Consider the following 15,667-nt stretch of genomic DNA (forward strand, 5'->3'; position numbering starts at 1 on the left):
ACTATTCTTCTGTTGTAACTTGAGGTTTTTCTTCCTTTCCAAAAGGTCTGTCACCAAAGATTTTTATTAAGTCATCTTTGAAGATAACTTCTTTTTCCAGTAATAAATCAGCTAGTTCAGTTAACTTATCTTTGTTCTGATCTAGTATATTAATGGCTCTTTTGTATTGGTTTTCTATTATTTCAGAAATTTCTTCATCAATTTTTTGTGCAGTTGCCTCACTATATGGTTTTACAAAGGCATCGTTTCCTGATGAATCATAATAAGTAACATTACCTACTTTGTCATTTAAACCATAAACAGTAACCATAGCTCGAGCTTGTTTAGTAACCTTTTCTAAATCACTTAACGCTCCAGTTGAAATTTTATTAAAAATTAATTTTTCAGCAGCTCTACCTCCCATAGTAGCACACATTTCATCAAGCATTTGTTCTGTTTGAACAATTTTTCTTTCTTCAGGAAGGTACCAAGCAGCTCCTAATGATTGACCACGAGGAACAATAGTTACTTTAACTAATGGAGCCGCGTGTTCTAACATCCAACTAACGGTTGCATGACCTGCTTCATGAAAAGCAATTACTTTCTTTTCTTTAGGAGTAATCACTTTATTTTTCTTTTCTAAACCACCTACGATTCTATCAACAGCATCTAAGAAATCTTGATGCTCAATAGCTTCTTTACCATTTCTAGCAGCAATTAAGGCAGCTTCGTTACATAAATTAGCAATATCAGCACCAGAGAAACCTGGTGTTTGTTGTGCTAAAAATTCTAAATCGGCATTTGCAGCTAATTTTAAAGGTTTAATATGAACTTCAAAAATTTCTCTACGTTCGTGTAAATCTGGTAAGTCAACATAAATTTGACGGTCAAAACGACCAGCACGCATTAAGGCTTTGTCCAATACATCTGCACGGTTAGTTGCAGCTAATACAATAACATTTGTATCAGTACCAAAACCATCCATTTCAGTTAATAATTGATTTAGAGTATTTTCACGCTCATCATTACCACCTGTCATGCTGTTCTTACCTCTGGCACGTCCAATAGCATCAATTTCATCAATAAAAATAATTGAAGGAGATTTTTGTTGTGCTTGTTTAAATAAGTCACGTACACGAGAGGCACCAACTCCAACAAACATTTCAACAAAATCTGAACCAGATAAAGAGAAAAAAGGAACTCCAGCTTCACCAGCAACAGCTTTTGCTAATAAAGTTTTACCTGTACCAGGAGGTCCTACTAGTAAAGCACCTTTAGGAATTTTACCTCCTAATTTGGTGTATTTTTCTGGGCTTTTTAAGAAGTCAACAATTTCTTGAACTTCTTCTTTTGCACCTTCTAAACCTGCTACATTTTTAAATGTAGTCTTAACCTTAGTATTTTCGTCAAAAAGTTTAGCTTTAGATTTACCAATGTTAAAAATTTGTCCTCCAGCACCACCGCCTCCAGCAGCTCCAGACATTCTTCTCATAAAGAAAAGCCAAATAACAATCAATAAAATGAAAGGAAGGAAGCTAATGATGGTATCCATCATACTAGTTCTTTCTACATTTACCTTGTCGAAATCAAGATTTTTTTCTTCTTTTTCTTTGTTGATTTCATTTTCAAAGTTTTGTAAATCACCAAAGTTATATGTGTAAAGAGGAGATCCTTTTCTGTAAAAAGGAGAGTCCGCTAGTTTCTTGTGTTTTTCTTTCTTCTCTGCTTCAGGCTTTAAAAAAATTTGTGCAACATTATTGTTTTCTACAACAATTTCTTTAATGTCGTTTGCTTGAAGAATTTCTGTAAACTCGTTTTTTGTAATATTACGAGAACCTAAGTTGCCAGAATTAAAAAAACTTAATCCTAGTAAGATAACTATTATTGGTATGTATAGCCAAAATGAACTGAAACTAAATTTTGGCGCGTTTTTTTTATTATCACTCATAAAAAGGTGTATAAAGTGTTAGCAATTATGCTGGGTTGATTTCTGTAATTTTTGCATCTCCCCAAAGGCTTTCAATGTCGTAAAATTCACGAACTTGTTTTTGAAAGATATGTACAACAACGTTTACGTAATCCATAAGAACCCATTCAGAGTTTCCTTGTCCTTCAATATGCCAAGGTTTATCTTTAAGTTCTTTACTTACTATTTTTTGTACAGAGCCCGAAATGGCATTAACTTGTGTGTTCGAGTTGGCAGAACAAACTACAAAATAATCACAAACAGTGTTTTCTATCTCCCTTAAATCTAGTAATTGGATATCCTCTCCTTTTACATCATCAATCCCTTTAATAATCACAGCTAAAAGATCGTCTGTGTTTGTTTGTTTTATTGTCATTAAAAAAAATTAAGTTTTAGCAAAGTTATTATTTTTTTGCGAGTAATTTATGTAATATTGATACTTGTTTTACACGCTAAATCTACATGAAAATAATCAAACTTAATGCCATCGACTCTACCAATACTTTTTTGAAGAATATGGTGTCAAAAGTGGTAGTTGATGATTTTACAATTGTAGTTGCTAAAACTCAAACAAAGGGTAGAGGACAAATGAATTCTGAATGGGTTGTTGAAGAAGGAAAAAACCTTACTTTTAGTGTGTTTTCTAGCTTTACAAGCTTAGATGTAGAAAATCATAAGTATTTGAATTTCTGTGTTTCACTAAGTGTTTTTGAAGCATTAAAAGAGTTGGATTTACCAAGTTTGGCGATAAAATGGCCTAACGACATTCTGTCAGGAAATAAAAAGCTGGGAGGTATTTTAATTGAAAATACCTTGAAAGGGAGCAAGATTGTGTCGTCAGTAGTAGGGATTGGAATTAATGTAAACCAAGATTTATTTCCCGAAAATTTACCTAATGCTTCTTCCGTGAAAAAGATTTTGGGCAAAGAGTTTGACTTAGAGACATTGCTAGAAAGCATTTTAAAGAAGCTAAAAGATTACTTTACGTTTCTAGAAAAAAAAGAATATGATTTATTAGAAGAAGCTTATTTAAAAGTGTTGTATAAAAAAAATGTTCCAACAATGTTTAAAAACAGCCAGAACATTTTATTTATGGGTAAAATTATTGGAGTTTCAAAAAGTGGAAGCCTCCAAATTGAGTTAGAAAACGAAACAATTCAAGAATTTGGCTTGAAAGAAGTTTCGTTTGCTACTTTATAGTTTTTCTAAATTTTCAGTTAGGGTACCAATAAACTTAGTTAATGGAGCTTTAACCATCATTGCCATCATTGCGTTAAATTCACCATTGAATTTTAAAGTAACTTGGCTTTCATTATCGCTAATTTCACTAATATCAGCAGCTAATGTAAAAGGTAACTTGCTACTTGCAGCACCTAAAGTAACATTAGAGTACTCAGTCTTTTCTTTCATTATTAAACGAATTTCTGGCATACCTTTTAAACCAAAAATAAAGCTATCACCATCAACCTCGAATTTTTGAGTGTTTTCAGGCATTAGTTGTTCAAAGTTTTCTAATTTGATTAGAAATTCAAATAAATCTTTAGATGATTTTTTTACAGTAACTGTATTTCCTTCTATATTCATTATTGTGCTGTTATTTATCGTTTTGGTTCCATTCACTAGGGGCAATTCTCCAATCTTCTAGAGTTCGAAGTTCTTCGCCAGTAATATATTTACTATCTAAAGCTTGTTCTAATAAATGCTCATAATTACTCAAAGTAGTAAGTTCTACTTTATCGTTTTTAAAATTCTCTGTGGCAATATTAAATCCGTAAGAAAAAATAGCAATCATTCCTTTTACATTGGCATGTGCTTCTTTCAATGCTTTTACAGCATTTAAACTACTTTTTCCTGTGCTAATTAAATCTTCAATTACTACTACGTTTTGACCGCTTTCTATATGTCCTTCAATTTGGTTTTGTCTACCATGTTTTTTAGGTTCGGGTCTAACATACACAAAAGGCACTCCTAGTTCTTGAGCAACTAGTATACCAATAGCAATAGCACCAGTAGCAACACCTGCAATAACATCAGGTTTACCGTGTTTTTCTTCTACTAGTTTAGCAATTTCTTGTTTTAAAAAGTTTCTAACAGGAGGGTATGATAAAGTAATCCTGTTATCGCAATAAATAGGTGATTTCCAGCCCGAAGCCCACGTAAAAGGTTCTTGAGGGCTCAATTTTATAGCCTTAATTTGCAAAAGAAGCTCGGCAGTTTTTTTTGCTGTATCTTTGTTAAAATCCATAGCGCAAATGTATAAAGTTTTTGTTAATGATAAACCAATAATCTTTACAACTTCACTTAAAAATGAAGAAGATTTTTCAGTTTATATCTACAAAAATACAATTATTGAAGAACTTATTTACAAGTTAAAAGTAGGTAAATTGGATGGTGTTTATATCTATTCTAATAACTTAATTGAAGACTGGATAGGCTTTAAAGTTAAGTTTAAAGTAATTACTGCAGCTGGAGGATTAGTTTTAAATGAAAACAAAAGAATACTATTTATTTACAGAGGAAATAAATGGGATTTACCTAAAGGACGTGTAGAAGAAGGAGAAGATTTAGAGGAAGCAGCTATAAGAGAAGTTGAAGAAGAATGTGGTATTGAAAAACTAATTATTAACCGAAAACTACTCGTTACTTATCATTTATTCATGCAACAAAATGAATATCGATTAAAAGAAACACATTGGTATTTAATGTTTTCTAATTATGAAGGAAGTTTAATTCCTCAATTAGAAGAGGGGATTACAAAAGCAGAGTTTAAAGATAAGAAAGAAACAAATGAAGCATTACAGAATACATTTGCTAACATAATAATGGTCTATGAATCTCATCTAAATAATATCGATTAATGACACTCTGTCATAAAAAACGACTTGTTTTACATCTTTTTCTGTCAAAATATAGGTAAAAAACCATTGGCATACACTTTGACTAATACTACTCGTAAAATTGAATTTAAAACTTTAAAAAAGATAAATAAAGATTATGAGTAAAATTATAGGTATAGATTTAGGTACTACGAACTCATGTGTGTCTGTAATGGAAGGTAATGAGCCAGTAGTAATTCCAAATGCAGAAGGAAAAAGAACAACCCCTTCTATTGTTGCATTTGTTGAAGGAGGAGAGCGTAAAGTAGGAGATCCTGCAAAGCGTCAAGCTGTAACAAACCCAACTAAAACAGTTTATTCTATTAAACGTTTTATGGGAAATAAATATTCTGAGTCTCAAAAAGAGGCAGATAGAGTTCCTTATGAGGTAGTAAAAGGAGATAACGATACACCAAGAGTTAAGATTGATGATCGTATGTATACACCTCAAGAAATTTCTGCAATGATATTACAGAAAATGAAAAAAACTGCTGAAGACTACTTAGGTCAAGGAGTTTCTGAAGCTGTAATTACAGTACCTGCATACTTTAACGATGCACAACGTCAGGCAACTAAAGAAGCAGGAGAAATTGCAGGATTAAAAGTTCGTCGTATTATTAACGAACCAACTGCAGCGGCATTAGCTTATGGATTAGACAAAGCAAGTGAAGATAAGAAAATTGTAGTATTTGACTTTGGTGGAGGTACACATGATGTTTCTATTTTAGAATTAGGAGATGGAGTATTTGAAGTATTAGCTACTGATGGAGATACTCACTTAGGAGGTGATGATGTAGATGAAAAAATCATTAACTGGTTAGCAGATGAGTTTAATGCTGAAGAGAATATGGATTTACGTAAAGATCCTATGGCATTACAACGTTTAAAAGAAGCTGCTGAAAAAGCTAAGATTGAATTATCAAGTACAACTTCTACAGAAATTAACTTACCATATATTACTGCTACAGCTAGTGGACCAAAACACTTGGTAAGAACGTTAAGTAGAGCTAAGTTTGAGCAATTAATCGACGATTTAGTAAAAAGAACTATTGAGCCTTGTCAAACAGCGTTAAAAAATGCTGATTTATCAACTTCTGATATCGATGAGATTATCTTAGTAGGAGGTTCAACTCGTATTCCTGCAATTCAAGAAGCAGTTCAGAAGTTCTTTGGTAAAGCGCCAAGTAAAGGTGTAAATCCAGACGAGGTTGTATCATTAGGAGCAGCAATTCAAGGAGGAGTGTTAACAGGTGATGTAAAAGACGTATTATTATTAGACGTAACACCTTTATCATTAGGAATTGAAACTATGGGGAACGTATTTACAAAGTTAATCGATGCAAATACAACTATTCCAACTAAAAAGTCGCAAGTATTCTCTACAGCAGTAGATAACCAACCTTCGGTAGATATTCACGTATTACAAGGTGAAAGAGCGATGGCAGCAGATAACAAAACAATTGGTCGTTTCCAATTAACAGATATTCCACCAGCACCAAGAGGAGTTCCTCAAATTGAAGTAACTTTTGATATCGATGCAAACGGAATCATCAACGTATCTGCAGCAGACAAAGCAACAGGGAAAATTCAAAACATCCGTATTGAAGCTTCTTCTGGGTTAACAGATGAAGAAATCGAAAAGATGAAAGCTGATGCTGAAGCAAATGCTGAAGCAGATAAGCAAGCAAAAGAAACTGCAGATAAAATTAACGGAGCAGATTCTATGATTTTCCAAACGGAAAAGCAATTAAAAGAGTTTGGCGATAAATTATCAGCAGATAAAAAAGAACCAATCGAAGCTGCTTTAGAAGAATTAAAGAAAGCACACGAATCTAAAGATATTGCTGCTATTGATGCTGCAATGGAAAAGATTAATGAAGCTTGGAAAGTAGCTTCTGAAGAAATGTACAAAGCACAGCAAGATGCACAAGCTAATGGAGCTGGTGCGCAAGGTGGTGCTGATGCAGGAGCTTCATCAGAAAGTGGAGATAATGTAGAAGATGTAGACTTCGAAGAAGTAAAATAATTTTCTAAAGTTTATTTCTAAAACTAGATAAAATAAAAAGCCACTGAATATGTTCAGTGGCTTTTTTACTTTTGTACTATGCAGTTTTACCAAAAAGAAATTCAATTACCATTATTTGATAGAGGCTATCATTTAATTACAGACATTTTGTTAGAAGCTCTTCCTGAACTTAAAAATATTGAGATAGGGCAGTTACAAGTGTTTATAAAGCACACATCTGCAAGTTTAACTATTAACGAAAATGCAGATCCTACTGTTCGAATGGATTTCGAATCACATATCAACAAAATGATTCCTGAAAATATGCCATACTATAAACACGATTATGAGGGAGCAGATGATATGCCTGCACACATTAAAAGTTCTATGTTAGGATGTCAGGTACAAATTCCGATAACCAACGGTAAACTCAATTTAGGGATCTGGCAAGGAGTGTATTTAGGAGAGCATAGAAATTATGGAGGAAGAAGAAAAATAGTATTAACAGCTTTTGGAAATTAAATGAAGTATCATAAATTCAACTTTTACAGAAGTACGTATTGTGAGTTTGAAATGCAAAAAATCAATTTTTTTGATGATATGAAAGCTCATTTTCAAAGTAAATCAGGAAGCTATTACTATTATACAGAAGATGGAGTTTTTCGTTATTCAAATCACTGGGGTAGAGTTGCCAATTGTCGCTGGAAGATTCAGGGAATAGAAAATTATAAAAATCAAAAGTATTATGTAGGATACGCAAATTGGTCAAGCTTTTATCCACTAAATAGTACTGACAAGGTATTCTATTTAGAAGTAGATTATACAAAAGCTAAGGCAAGTATAAAAAGAGTTCGAAGTGATGTTGAAAGCAATCAATTTTTAATGACCTCAGAGTTTGCACATCAGCGTTTAAAGCAAATTCAAACTTTATTTAAAGAGTATAAGTGGGCACGCTATTATGAAGAGGATATTGATATTTTAAGAAAAAAAATAATCAATAAACTAATAACAACCAACAAAACTCTACAACAAGTAAAGTTAGAATTATAAATCTTTGTAATCCCTGTTAACACCAATACTAAATCCAAAACGGGTGTCACTCTCCCTACCAAGTCTGTGAATGGCTACTTTACCTAGAGGAATTTTGCCGAACTCATTGTTTGTGATTTCTTCATTATTTAAAAAAAGTCTTCCTTTAAACTGTTTTTTGGTGTTGTACTCACTTCTATCTTTTTTATTCTGATAAATATTTATAGATAAAATATTATCTTTTTCAGTATACCCGCAAAAAATACCATGCGTATCCCAAATAATATAGTCATTACTTTTCTTTAACTCTCTACTAGGTTGACCTAAAACTTCAACCAAAGTGCTATAATTAGTGGGGAATGTAAGAGGCTTACTATTAATATGAATAATGTCTGTATCACATACTATAGTTAAATTCGCTACTTTTTTCTTCTTAAAAAAATTAAACATAACAGTTCCTGATTTGATTAACGGGGGTTTAACGTAAAACTAAAAAATAAATTTTAACTAACTCCTTTCTCTTTTAGTTAAATTTGCTAATTAGATATAAAACCCTAATAAATAATGAACATACCTCAAACAAGTTTTCCCCGAGTAATAATTATAGGAGGAGGATTTGCAGGATTGGCAGCCGCAAGAGCTTTAGAAAACCAAGAATTACAGGTAGTTTTAATAGATAAACACAATTACCATACTTTCCAACCCTTACTATATCAAGTAGCCACAGGTGGATTGGAACCTGATAGTATCGCGTTTCCTCTGAGAAAAAGATTTAACGATGTAGAAAACTTTTTCTTTAGGTTGGCAAAAGTTACTCAAATACACGCAGAAAAAAACTATATAGAAACTACGATAGGGGACTTAGAGTATGATGAATTGATTATCGCCACCGGATCAACAACAAACTTTTTTGGAAATACAAATATTCAAAAACACGCTATGGAAATGAAATCGGTTCCGCAGGCATTGAATATTCGTAGTTTAGTTTTAGAAAACTTTGAAGAAGCATTATTGGTTACCGATTTAGAAAAGCGAAGAGCATTAATGAATTTTGTTATTGTAGGAGGTGGTCCAACAGGTGTAGAGTTAGCTGGTGCTTTAGCAGAAATGAAAAAAGGTATTTTACCTAAAGATTATCCAGATTTGGATATTCGACAAATGAAAATAAACCTTATTCAAAGCTCGGGTGAGTTATTAAAAGGAATGAGTAATAAAGCTTCTGAAAAAGCAGAAGACTTCTTAATAAAGTTAGGTGTAGATGTATGGAAAGACCTTCGTGTGATTAATTACGATGGAGAAACTGTTACTACAAATGGAGAAGATCATTTTAAAGCACAAACAGTTATTTGGGCAGCAGGAGTAAAAGGAGCTGCTGTTAATGGTTTAAATGAAGAATGCGTAGTTGAAAGAGCTAATCGATTTAAAGTAGATGAATACAACAAAGTAATTGGTTATGATAATATATATGCTATTGGAGATGTAGCATGTATGGAAACCAAAGACTATGAAAGAGGGCATCCTATGATGGCGCAACCAGCCATTCAACAAGGTAGGTTAGTAGGGGAAAACGTTTTAGCGAAATTAGAGAATAAAAAACAAAAAGCATTTGTGTATAACGATAAAGGTTCCATGGCTACTATTGGAAGAAATAAAGCAGTAGTAGACTTACCGAGTTGGAAATTTCAAGGCGTTTTTGCTTGGTTTATTTGGATGTTTGTACACTTATTCTCACTTATCGGATTTAGAAATAAAGCAGTTGTGTTTATGAATTGGGTGTATAACTACGTGCGATTTGATAGAGAAACAAGGCTTATTATTCGTCCTTATAAAAAGAAAAATAAGTATAGTTTTAAAGAACAGGAAAATGGCAGTTACTAGAAATGTTAAATGCCCAAATTGCGGAGTTTTTAATAAGAATAGAGATTACTGTAAAAATTGCAATACATTAATTTCTTTTGAAAAAAAACAAGAACAAAAAGTTGTAGCATATAAACAAGAAGAACTTAAAAAAGCGAAACATGAAATAGAGAATCCTAATTTGGCAGAACGATTTAAAAAACATCCATTTTGGCTGTATCGTGTTATTGGTTGGGTTTTATATTCAGCATATTTATTAGTCAGTGCTATTGGTGCTTTAATAGCATGGTTTATAGCTATGGTGGCAGCAGGATAGTGTGCAGAAAAAGATACTTACATATTATTTTATAGTTTCGATAGTAATAGGAAGTCTAATTTACACTGCACAAAAGCTTAGTGTAAAACTTCCCTCTTTCATTAATAATTATGTGAACGATTTTTTAATAATACCTATTGTATTAACAATATGTTTATTCATTTTACAGTGGAGCAGAAGCGATAAGAGTTATCAAATTTCTTTAGGATTAATACTTTATATATGTGTATTATATTCTGTATTATTTGAGTTTATATTGCCTAAATATTATGTAAGGTATACAGCAGATGTATTAGATGTTGTTTTATATTTTACAGGAGGCTTTGTATTTTTAGTCTTGCAAAAAAAGAATAGCAGCACATGAAAAATCGACTAATAATTTTATCAGATATTTGGGGAGCTAAAGATGTTAGTTGGGTTTCTTTGTATGTAGATATGTTGTCTAATGATTTTAAGGTTACATTTTATAGTAGTTGTGAATTAGCTGAAATGTCAAAAAAAGATTTATCAGAAGTAGAAAGACATAATTTTTTTCTAAATGGAGGAATAGAAAAGGCAGTTAAAAATTTAATAGAGCTAGAAAAAGGACAACTTACAGTTTTAGCTTTTAGTATAGGAGGAACTATAGCTTGGAAAGCCTGTTTAAAAGGATTGAATTTTGAGAGATTGTATGCGGTTTCTGCTACTAGATTACGTTATGAAACAGAAAAGCCCAAAGGGGAAATAGCACTTTTTTATGGAGGAAAAGATATTTACAAGCCAAATGATAACTGGCTTAAAAATATAAAAGTAAGTTATAATATAATTCCACAGAAAACTCATGAGATGTATAAGGAAGAAGAGTTTGCCATAAAGTTATGTTTACAAATAAAGAATAGTTATGAAATTGTCTGAAAAAATACCTAACAAAACAGCTATACGTATAAGTAAAGCAATTGATTTTATTGAAGGGAATTTAGAAAAGAAACTTATTTTAGAAGAAATAGCGGAAAAGGCCTATTTCTCTCCATATCATTTTCATAGACTTTTTAAAGCCGTGACTAAAGAAACGGTTAATGATTTTATAACAAGAAAGAGGGTAGAAAAGGCAGCTTCTTTTTTACTAAATAAAAAAAATAAAACGGTAACAGAAGTATCCGAAATAGTAGGTTTTGCAACCTTGTCATCATTTTCAAGGGCTTTTAAAAAGTTTTACGGAATGAGTCCTGCTGAATTTAAAAAAGAAAGCCCATCTAAATATAGCAAGATTTGTAAAACAGAAAGCAAGAATGGAAAAATAGAAACACAGTTTGAGCAATACATTTGTAACATACATACAAACTTAAAATGGATGCAAATGAAAGCTAAAACTGAAGTAAAAAAAATGCCAACCTTAAAAGTGGCCTACTTAACACATCAAGGAAAAATGGATGCAGTAGAAAATGCTTATGACAAACTAATGAAGTGGGCCTATCCTAAAGGGTTAATGCAGCAGGAAAATTTAAGAATGTTAACGGTATATCATGATAGTCCGAAAATTACTGATGAAGACAAAATAAGAATGAGTGTTTGTTTAACTTTAAACACAGAGGTGAAAACTGAAGGAGAAGTAAGTATAAAAGATATACCAGAAGCAAAATGCGTAGTATCTCGTTTAGAAATTACTCCGTCAGAATTTCAGCAAGCATGGGAAAGTAGTTTTGTGTGGATGAGTGAACATGGTTTTAAAAAAGCTGACCAAGATCCGTATGAGATTTTTTACAATAACCCTAATGAACACCCAGAAGGTAAATGTATAGTAGATATTTGTATTCCTGTGGAATAGAAAATGTCATAGTTATATATAATTCGTAGCATCCTTCAGGATGCTACGAATTATAAGTTTTTTACAGTTAAAGTTTAACCTTTTTGTTTTTAAGATAATTCTTTCAAAGCATTGGGTCTTGAAGCTAAGATGCTTCTAACAACAAAATAACTAGCTAAACCACAAGCTATGCCTGTAATAGCCAAAGGAAAAATAGTATCATCACTTATTCCAACAGTAGAGGCAAATATTACTAAGCCTAAGATTTCTGTTCCAAACCAAGAGCCAATCATTATACCTCTCCACTTTTTAGGGTTTTCTCCTTTTTCTTCTGCTAATTCAGCTATTTTTTTACCTAAAAAAACGATTGCTAATATTTCTAACATATTTTTTGTTTTGATTAAATTTTCTTTTCATTTTTTATTCTCATATACTACTAACATACGAGCATAATAAAAACTACTATTATATTCTTTAATAACAAATAGGAAGGAATTTATAGCAATTTTTATTGAGTCAAATATAAGAAAATAAACATAAAAGATGTTTAATTATCATCGAGATGATACCTCAAACCGAGTATCTTTTCTTGCGTAAGAGGAGTAAGAATCACTATTTAATAAGAATAGGTGTAAATAAATTACTTGTTGTATAGTTAATGTTAGTTAACTAATATGATTGATTGAAAATGAAGTAACCTTTTGTGATTTTTGTTTTTATGCTGTGATTAGTAGTAGTTTTATAGACCTTATTTTAAAAAAAACTTTATTACTAGGTCATTTAGATCTGTAATTATTGAAATTTATCTTTACTATATTTAAATAGTTAAGAGTAAATTGTTTAAAAAAAAATGTTATTTTTAGACCTAATAAGAATTCTTTCGCGAGAAGATAGACATGAACCTTGAGTGTCTATAAAAATGTTCAAGGATTTAATCAATTTAATTAAATCATTATAATTATTATGAAAAAACAAGTTTTAAATTTAGGAAAAAGATTAAACAGAAAAGATCAACAAGAAATTAAAGGAGGGAGAATGTTTTTAGATTGCAACGATTTTTGCCGTTCTAGTTGGAGAGATAGAAATTACTATATACAGGATCAATTGGAAAAATATGGTTTAGATTGGTCTCACTGTGAATGTTAATATTGAGAATAATATTTTAATATAGAAATATGTATTAAAATAAAAGTCACCGTTTTAAAACGGTGACTTTTTTAGTTTTTTGTATTATTACGTGATTAGTAGTTTACATAATCAACAATTTCTAGTCCGTAACCAATCATTCCTACACGTTTGGTTTGTTTGGTGTTAGAAACTAAACGTAGTTTGTGAATGTGTAAATCGTGCAAAATTTGTGCACCAATACCAAAATCTTTGTTGTCCATAACTACATTTGGAGCTTTCATTTCTCCTTTAGCTTGGTTTTCTTTTAAAATGCGAAGTCTATTTAATAAGTTCAATGCTTGCATTTGTTGATTAATGAACAAAATAGCACCTCTTCCTTCATCATTAATAACCTTAAACATTTGGTCAAGCTTTTTATCAGCGTTGTTAGTTAAGGTTCCTAAAATATCGTTGTTAACCAAAGTAGAGTTTACACGAGTTAAAATAGGTTCGTTTTTACTCCAAGTACCCTTAGTTAAGGCAATGTGCACTTGGTTATTGGTAGTTTGTTGATAAGCACGAAGGCGGAAATCACCAAAACGAGTTTGAATATTAAAGTCTTCTTTCTTTTCAATTAACGAATCATGCTCCATTCTATAAGCTACTAAATCTTCAATAGAAACGATTTTTAAATCGAATTTTTTAGCAACTTTCATTAGTTGAGGCAAGCGTGCCATAGTACCGTCTTCATTCATGATTTCAACGATAACTCCTGCAGGTTCTAAACCAGCTAAACGTGCAAAATCAATAGCAGCTTCAGTATGTCCAGTTCTACGTAATACACCTCCATTTTTAGCTTTTAAAGGGAAGATATGTCCTGGTCTAGCTAAATCAAAAGGTTTAGTGTTAGGATTTATCAAAGCTTGTACGGTTTTGGCTCTATCTGAAGCAGAAATACCAGTAGTAACACCATTACCACGTAAATCCACTGATACGGTAAAAGCAGTTTCCATAGGGTCGGTGTTGTTATTAACCATCATTCCTAACTCTAACTCTTTACAACGAGTTTCAGTTAATGGGGTACATATTAATCCACGACCATGGGTTGCCATAAAGTTGATCATTTCAGGAGTAATTTTTTCAGCAGCAGCTAAAAAATCACCTTCATTTTCACGATCTTCATCATCAACTACGATAATAACTTTACCGTTTTTAATGTCTTCTATAGCTTCTTCAATTGTGTTTAATTGAATATTAGTTGGAGTTTGTGTTGTCATTATGTTGTGGTTTTCTCTTTTTAGAGAATAAGTTTTTTACAGAGTTTCGTATTGGAGCAAGAAAACTATTAATATCAAATAGTCCTTTGTCTTTGGTAGCTCTAACAGTTAAAGTTATAGCCAAAGGTAGCATTAAAAATACACTTAGCCAAGAGCCAGTAATAGCTGTAAGTGAACTTTCTTCAGCTAAGTTTCTTCCAAAAGTGTTGGAGAAGAAGTATAAAACGTAAATACCGATAGCCAAAATCATAGGCAGTCCCATTCCTCCTTTTCTTATAATGGAACCTAAAGGCGCTCCAATAAAGAAGAGTAATAAACAAGAAAGTGAAAAGGCTACACGATTGTAAAACTCAATATCGTATAGGTTTAAATACTTTCGTTTGTTTTTTAAGGTGTCTTTATTAGACTTGTTGTTGTTTATTGTACGTTCTAATTTAGAAGTAGCTACAGAGAGAATATTTCGTTTTTCTTTTAATTCAAAGTTTTCAAGAATATCTAATGAAAGGTCCTTATTAATCAATGAGTCAGGATACTGATGTAAATCCTCTACATCAATACTTAAAAATAAGTTTTTAGCTCTACTGTGAACAAAAGCATCATAGTTTTGCTTCAAGGTTGGCAAAGTATCTTTTAATTGAGCCAAACTTAACATGTTGTAGTTTGTTTTATATTTCTCTTCTTCTAAGTCGTCATTACTAAAAGAAGAAATATCAATATTAATGGTGTACTTTTCAAAATCGGCATATGAAGCAGGCATTTTTTCTCTCTCTTTAAAGGAAGCTCCATTTTTTAAATGATGTTCAAAGTAGTAACCATCTTCTAAAACTAAAGTCATATAACGACTGCCTTCTTCTGAAAGAATTTCACCACTTTTTGCGGTAATAATTTTATTGTTTCCTTTTTTTGAAGATAAGTCATAAATCATTACTTCTTTTAAAAGGTTGTCGTCTTCACCATATTTCTCTTTAAACTTTATTTGAAAGTTAGGTATCTCAGTATTAAAACTTCCAGCAACTAAAGCAATGGCAGGTTGCTTCTTTTTAATGTTTACCTTCATGTTCAATTGCTTAAGCATTGCATATGGGTATACATAATTAAGAAACAAAAAGTTGATACCACTTAAAAAGATAGCTAAAAAAATAATAGGGCGTACCATACGTTGTAAGGAAACACCTGCAGATTTTGCGGCTGCAAACTCGTAGTTTTCAGATAAACTACCCAGTGTCATAATAGAAGACAGTAAAACACCAATAGGTAAGGCTTGAGGAGCTACAAGGAGAGTGGTATACCACAAGAATTTTAAAATTATTCCAATACCAATACCTTTACCGGCAAAATTATCAAAAGCCAACCATAATGCCTGCATTACCAGTACAAATAAGATGATAAAGAAGGTTGCTAAAAAGGGAATTAAAAATCTTTTTAATATATATCTGTCTAATGTTTTCACAGATGCAAAGGTAGTAGGTTAG

Annotated in this window: 18 protein-coding genes; 10 read left to right on the plus strand and 8 right to left on the minus strand. The window is 31.8% G+C overall.

What is annotated here, in order from left to right; genetic code table 11:
• Position 1 precedes the first annotated feature (1 nt).
• Positions 2-1,927 (minus strand): ATP-dependent zinc metalloprotease FtsH, encoded by a 1,926-nt coding sequence (gene ftsH / locus ACKTTR_RS05350; protein WP_408026851.1) that lies wholly within the window; start codon positions 1,925-1,927, stop codon positions 2-4.
• 25 nt (positions 1,928-1,952) lie between these two features.
• Positions 1,953-2,321 carry a ribosome silencing factor gene (gene rsfS, locus ACKTTR_RS05355; RefSeq protein ID WP_047789323.1) on the minus strand — a complete coding sequence of 123 codons (369 nt, stop codon included), beginning with the start codon at positions 2,319-2,321 and terminating at the stop codon, positions 1,953-1,955.
• Positions 2,322-2,407: 86 nt separating this feature from the next.
• Between rsfS and ACKTTR_RS05360 the strand changes: the two genes are divergently transcribed.
• Positions 2,408-3,145, plus strand: a complete 738-nt coding sequence (locus ACKTTR_RS05360; protein WP_408026852.1) for a biotin--[acetyl-CoA-carboxylase] ligase — start codon at positions 2,408-2,410, stop codon at positions 3,143-3,145.
• Here the strand turns inward: ACKTTR_RS05360 and ACKTTR_RS05365 are convergent.
• Complete coding sequence (locus ACKTTR_RS05365) at positions 3,140-3,529, minus strand: SRPBCC family protein (RefSeq protein ID WP_408026853.1); 390 nt, start codon at positions 3,527-3,529, stop codon at positions 3,140-3,142. The genes ACKTTR_RS05360 and ACKTTR_RS05365 overlap by 6 nt on opposite strands.
• A 10-nt stretch (positions 3,530-3,539) precedes the next feature.
• Positions 3,540-4,190, minus strand: coding sequence for an orotate phosphoribosyltransferase (pyrE, locus tag ACKTTR_RS05370; RefSeq protein ID WP_408026854.1), 651 nt, complete (start codon positions 4,188-4,190; stop codon positions 3,540-3,542).
• A 7-nt stretch (positions 4,191-4,197) separates the two neighbouring features.
• On the opposite strand from pyrE, the gene ACKTTR_RS05375 reads away from it, so the two are divergent.
• The 4 genes from ACKTTR_RS05375 to ACKTTR_RS05390 all read left to right on the plus strand — a co-directional run bounded on the left by ACKTTR_RS05375 (position 4,198) and on the right by ACKTTR_RS05390 (position 7,876).
• A complete protein-coding gene (locus tag ACKTTR_RS05375; RefSeq protein WP_408026855.1) occupies positions 4,198-4,803 on the plus strand; it encodes an NUDIX hydrolase in 606 nt (201 codons plus the stop codon).
• Between the two features lie 136 nt (positions 4,804-4,939).
• Positions 4,940-6,847, plus strand: coding sequence for a molecular chaperone DnaK (gene dnaK, locus ACKTTR_RS05380; protein ID WP_408026856.1), 1,908 nt, complete (start codon positions 4,940-4,942; stop codon positions 6,845-6,847).
• 78 nt (positions 6,848-6,925) lie between these two features.
• Positions 6,926-7,348 (plus strand): secondary thiamine-phosphate synthase enzyme YjbQ, encoded by a 423-nt coding sequence (locus ACKTTR_RS05385; protein WP_408026857.1) that lies wholly within the window; start codon positions 6,926-6,928, stop codon positions 7,346-7,348.
• Complete coding sequence (locus ACKTTR_RS05390; protein ID WP_408026858.1) at positions 7,349-7,876, plus strand: hypothetical protein; 528 nt, start codon at positions 7,349-7,351, stop codon at positions 7,874-7,876.
• Here ACKTTR_RS05390 and ACKTTR_RS05395 read toward each other — a convergent pair.
• Positions 7,871-8,305 carry a DUF7738 domain-containing protein gene (locus ACKTTR_RS05395; RefSeq protein WP_408026859.1) on the minus strand — a complete coding sequence of 145 codons (435 nt, stop codon included), beginning with the start codon at positions 8,303-8,305 and terminating at the stop codon, positions 7,871-7,873. The two genes, ACKTTR_RS05390 and ACKTTR_RS05395, sit on opposite strands and share 6 nt — an antisense overlap.
• Positions 8,306-8,419: 114 nt before the next feature.
• Between ACKTTR_RS05395 and ACKTTR_RS05400 the strand changes: the two genes are divergently transcribed.
• From ACKTTR_RS05400 to ACKTTR_RS05415, 4 genes are all read left to right on the plus strand, one after another.
• The gene (locus ACKTTR_RS05400) at positions 8,420-9,733 is read left to right on the plus strand and encodes an NAD(P)/FAD-dependent oxidoreductase (RefSeq protein ID WP_408026860.1); all 1,314 of its coding nucleotides are present in this window, start codon (positions 8,420-8,422) and stop codon (positions 9,731-9,733) included.
• Positions 9,720-10,028 (plus strand): hypothetical protein, encoded by a 309-nt coding sequence (locus ACKTTR_RS05405; protein ID WP_408026861.1) that lies wholly within the window; start codon positions 9,720-9,722, stop codon positions 10,026-10,028. Before ACKTTR_RS05400 ends, ACKTTR_RS05405 begins: the two co-directional genes overlap by 14 nt.
• Before the next feature lie 360 nt (positions 10,029-10,388).
• Positions 10,389-10,922, plus strand: coding sequence for an alpha/beta hydrolase (locus ACKTTR_RS05410; protein ID WP_408026862.1), 534 nt, complete (start codon positions 10,389-10,391; stop codon positions 10,920-10,922).
• The gene (locus ACKTTR_RS05415) at positions 10,909-11,832 is read left to right on the plus strand and encodes an AraC family transcriptional regulator (protein WP_408026863.1); all 924 of its coding nucleotides are present in this window, start codon (positions 10,909-10,911) and stop codon (positions 11,830-11,832) included. Before ACKTTR_RS05410 ends, ACKTTR_RS05415 begins: the two co-directional genes overlap by 14 nt.
• 89 nt (positions 11,833-11,921) lie before the next feature.
• Here ACKTTR_RS05415 and ACKTTR_RS05420 read toward each other — a convergent pair whose 3' ends face one another.
• Entirely contained in the window at positions 11,922-12,197 is a 276-nt protein-coding gene (locus ACKTTR_RS05420; RefSeq protein ID WP_408026864.1) for a hypothetical protein, read from the minus strand.
• A gap of 577 nt (positions 12,198-12,774) precedes the next feature.
• Between ACKTTR_RS05420 and ACKTTR_RS05425 the strand changes: the two genes are divergently transcribed.
• The gene (locus ACKTTR_RS05425; RefSeq protein WP_408026865.1) at positions 12,775-12,957 is read left to right on the plus strand and encodes a hypothetical protein; all 183 of its coding nucleotides are present in this window, start codon (positions 12,775-12,777) and stop codon (positions 12,955-12,957) included.
• Positions 12,958-13,052: 95 nt separating this feature from the next.
• On the opposite strand, the gene ribB is transcribed toward ACKTTR_RS05425, so the two are convergent.
• Together ribB and ACKTTR_RS05435 are read right to left on the minus strand one after the other, a co-directional pair.
• Complete coding sequence (gene ribB / locus ACKTTR_RS05430; RefSeq protein ID WP_408026866.1) at positions 13,053-14,195, minus strand: 3,4-dihydroxy-2-butanone-4-phosphate synthase; 1,143 nt, start codon at positions 14,193-14,195, stop codon at positions 13,053-13,055.
• On the minus strand, positions 14,173-15,645 hold the full coding sequence (locus tag ACKTTR_RS05435; protein WP_408026867.1) for an LptF/LptG family permease: 1,473 nt from the start codon (positions 15,643-15,645) through the stop codon (positions 14,173-14,175). The genes ribB and ACKTTR_RS05435 overlap by 23 nt, the downstream gene beginning before the upstream one ends.
• Between the last annotated feature and the right edge of the window lie 22 nt (positions 15,646-15,667).

The organism is Tenacibaculum litoreum (assembly GCF_964513915.1).
GTDB lineage: Bacteria > Bacteroidota > Bacteroidia > Flavobacteriales > Flavobacteriaceae > Polaribacter > Polaribacter litoreum.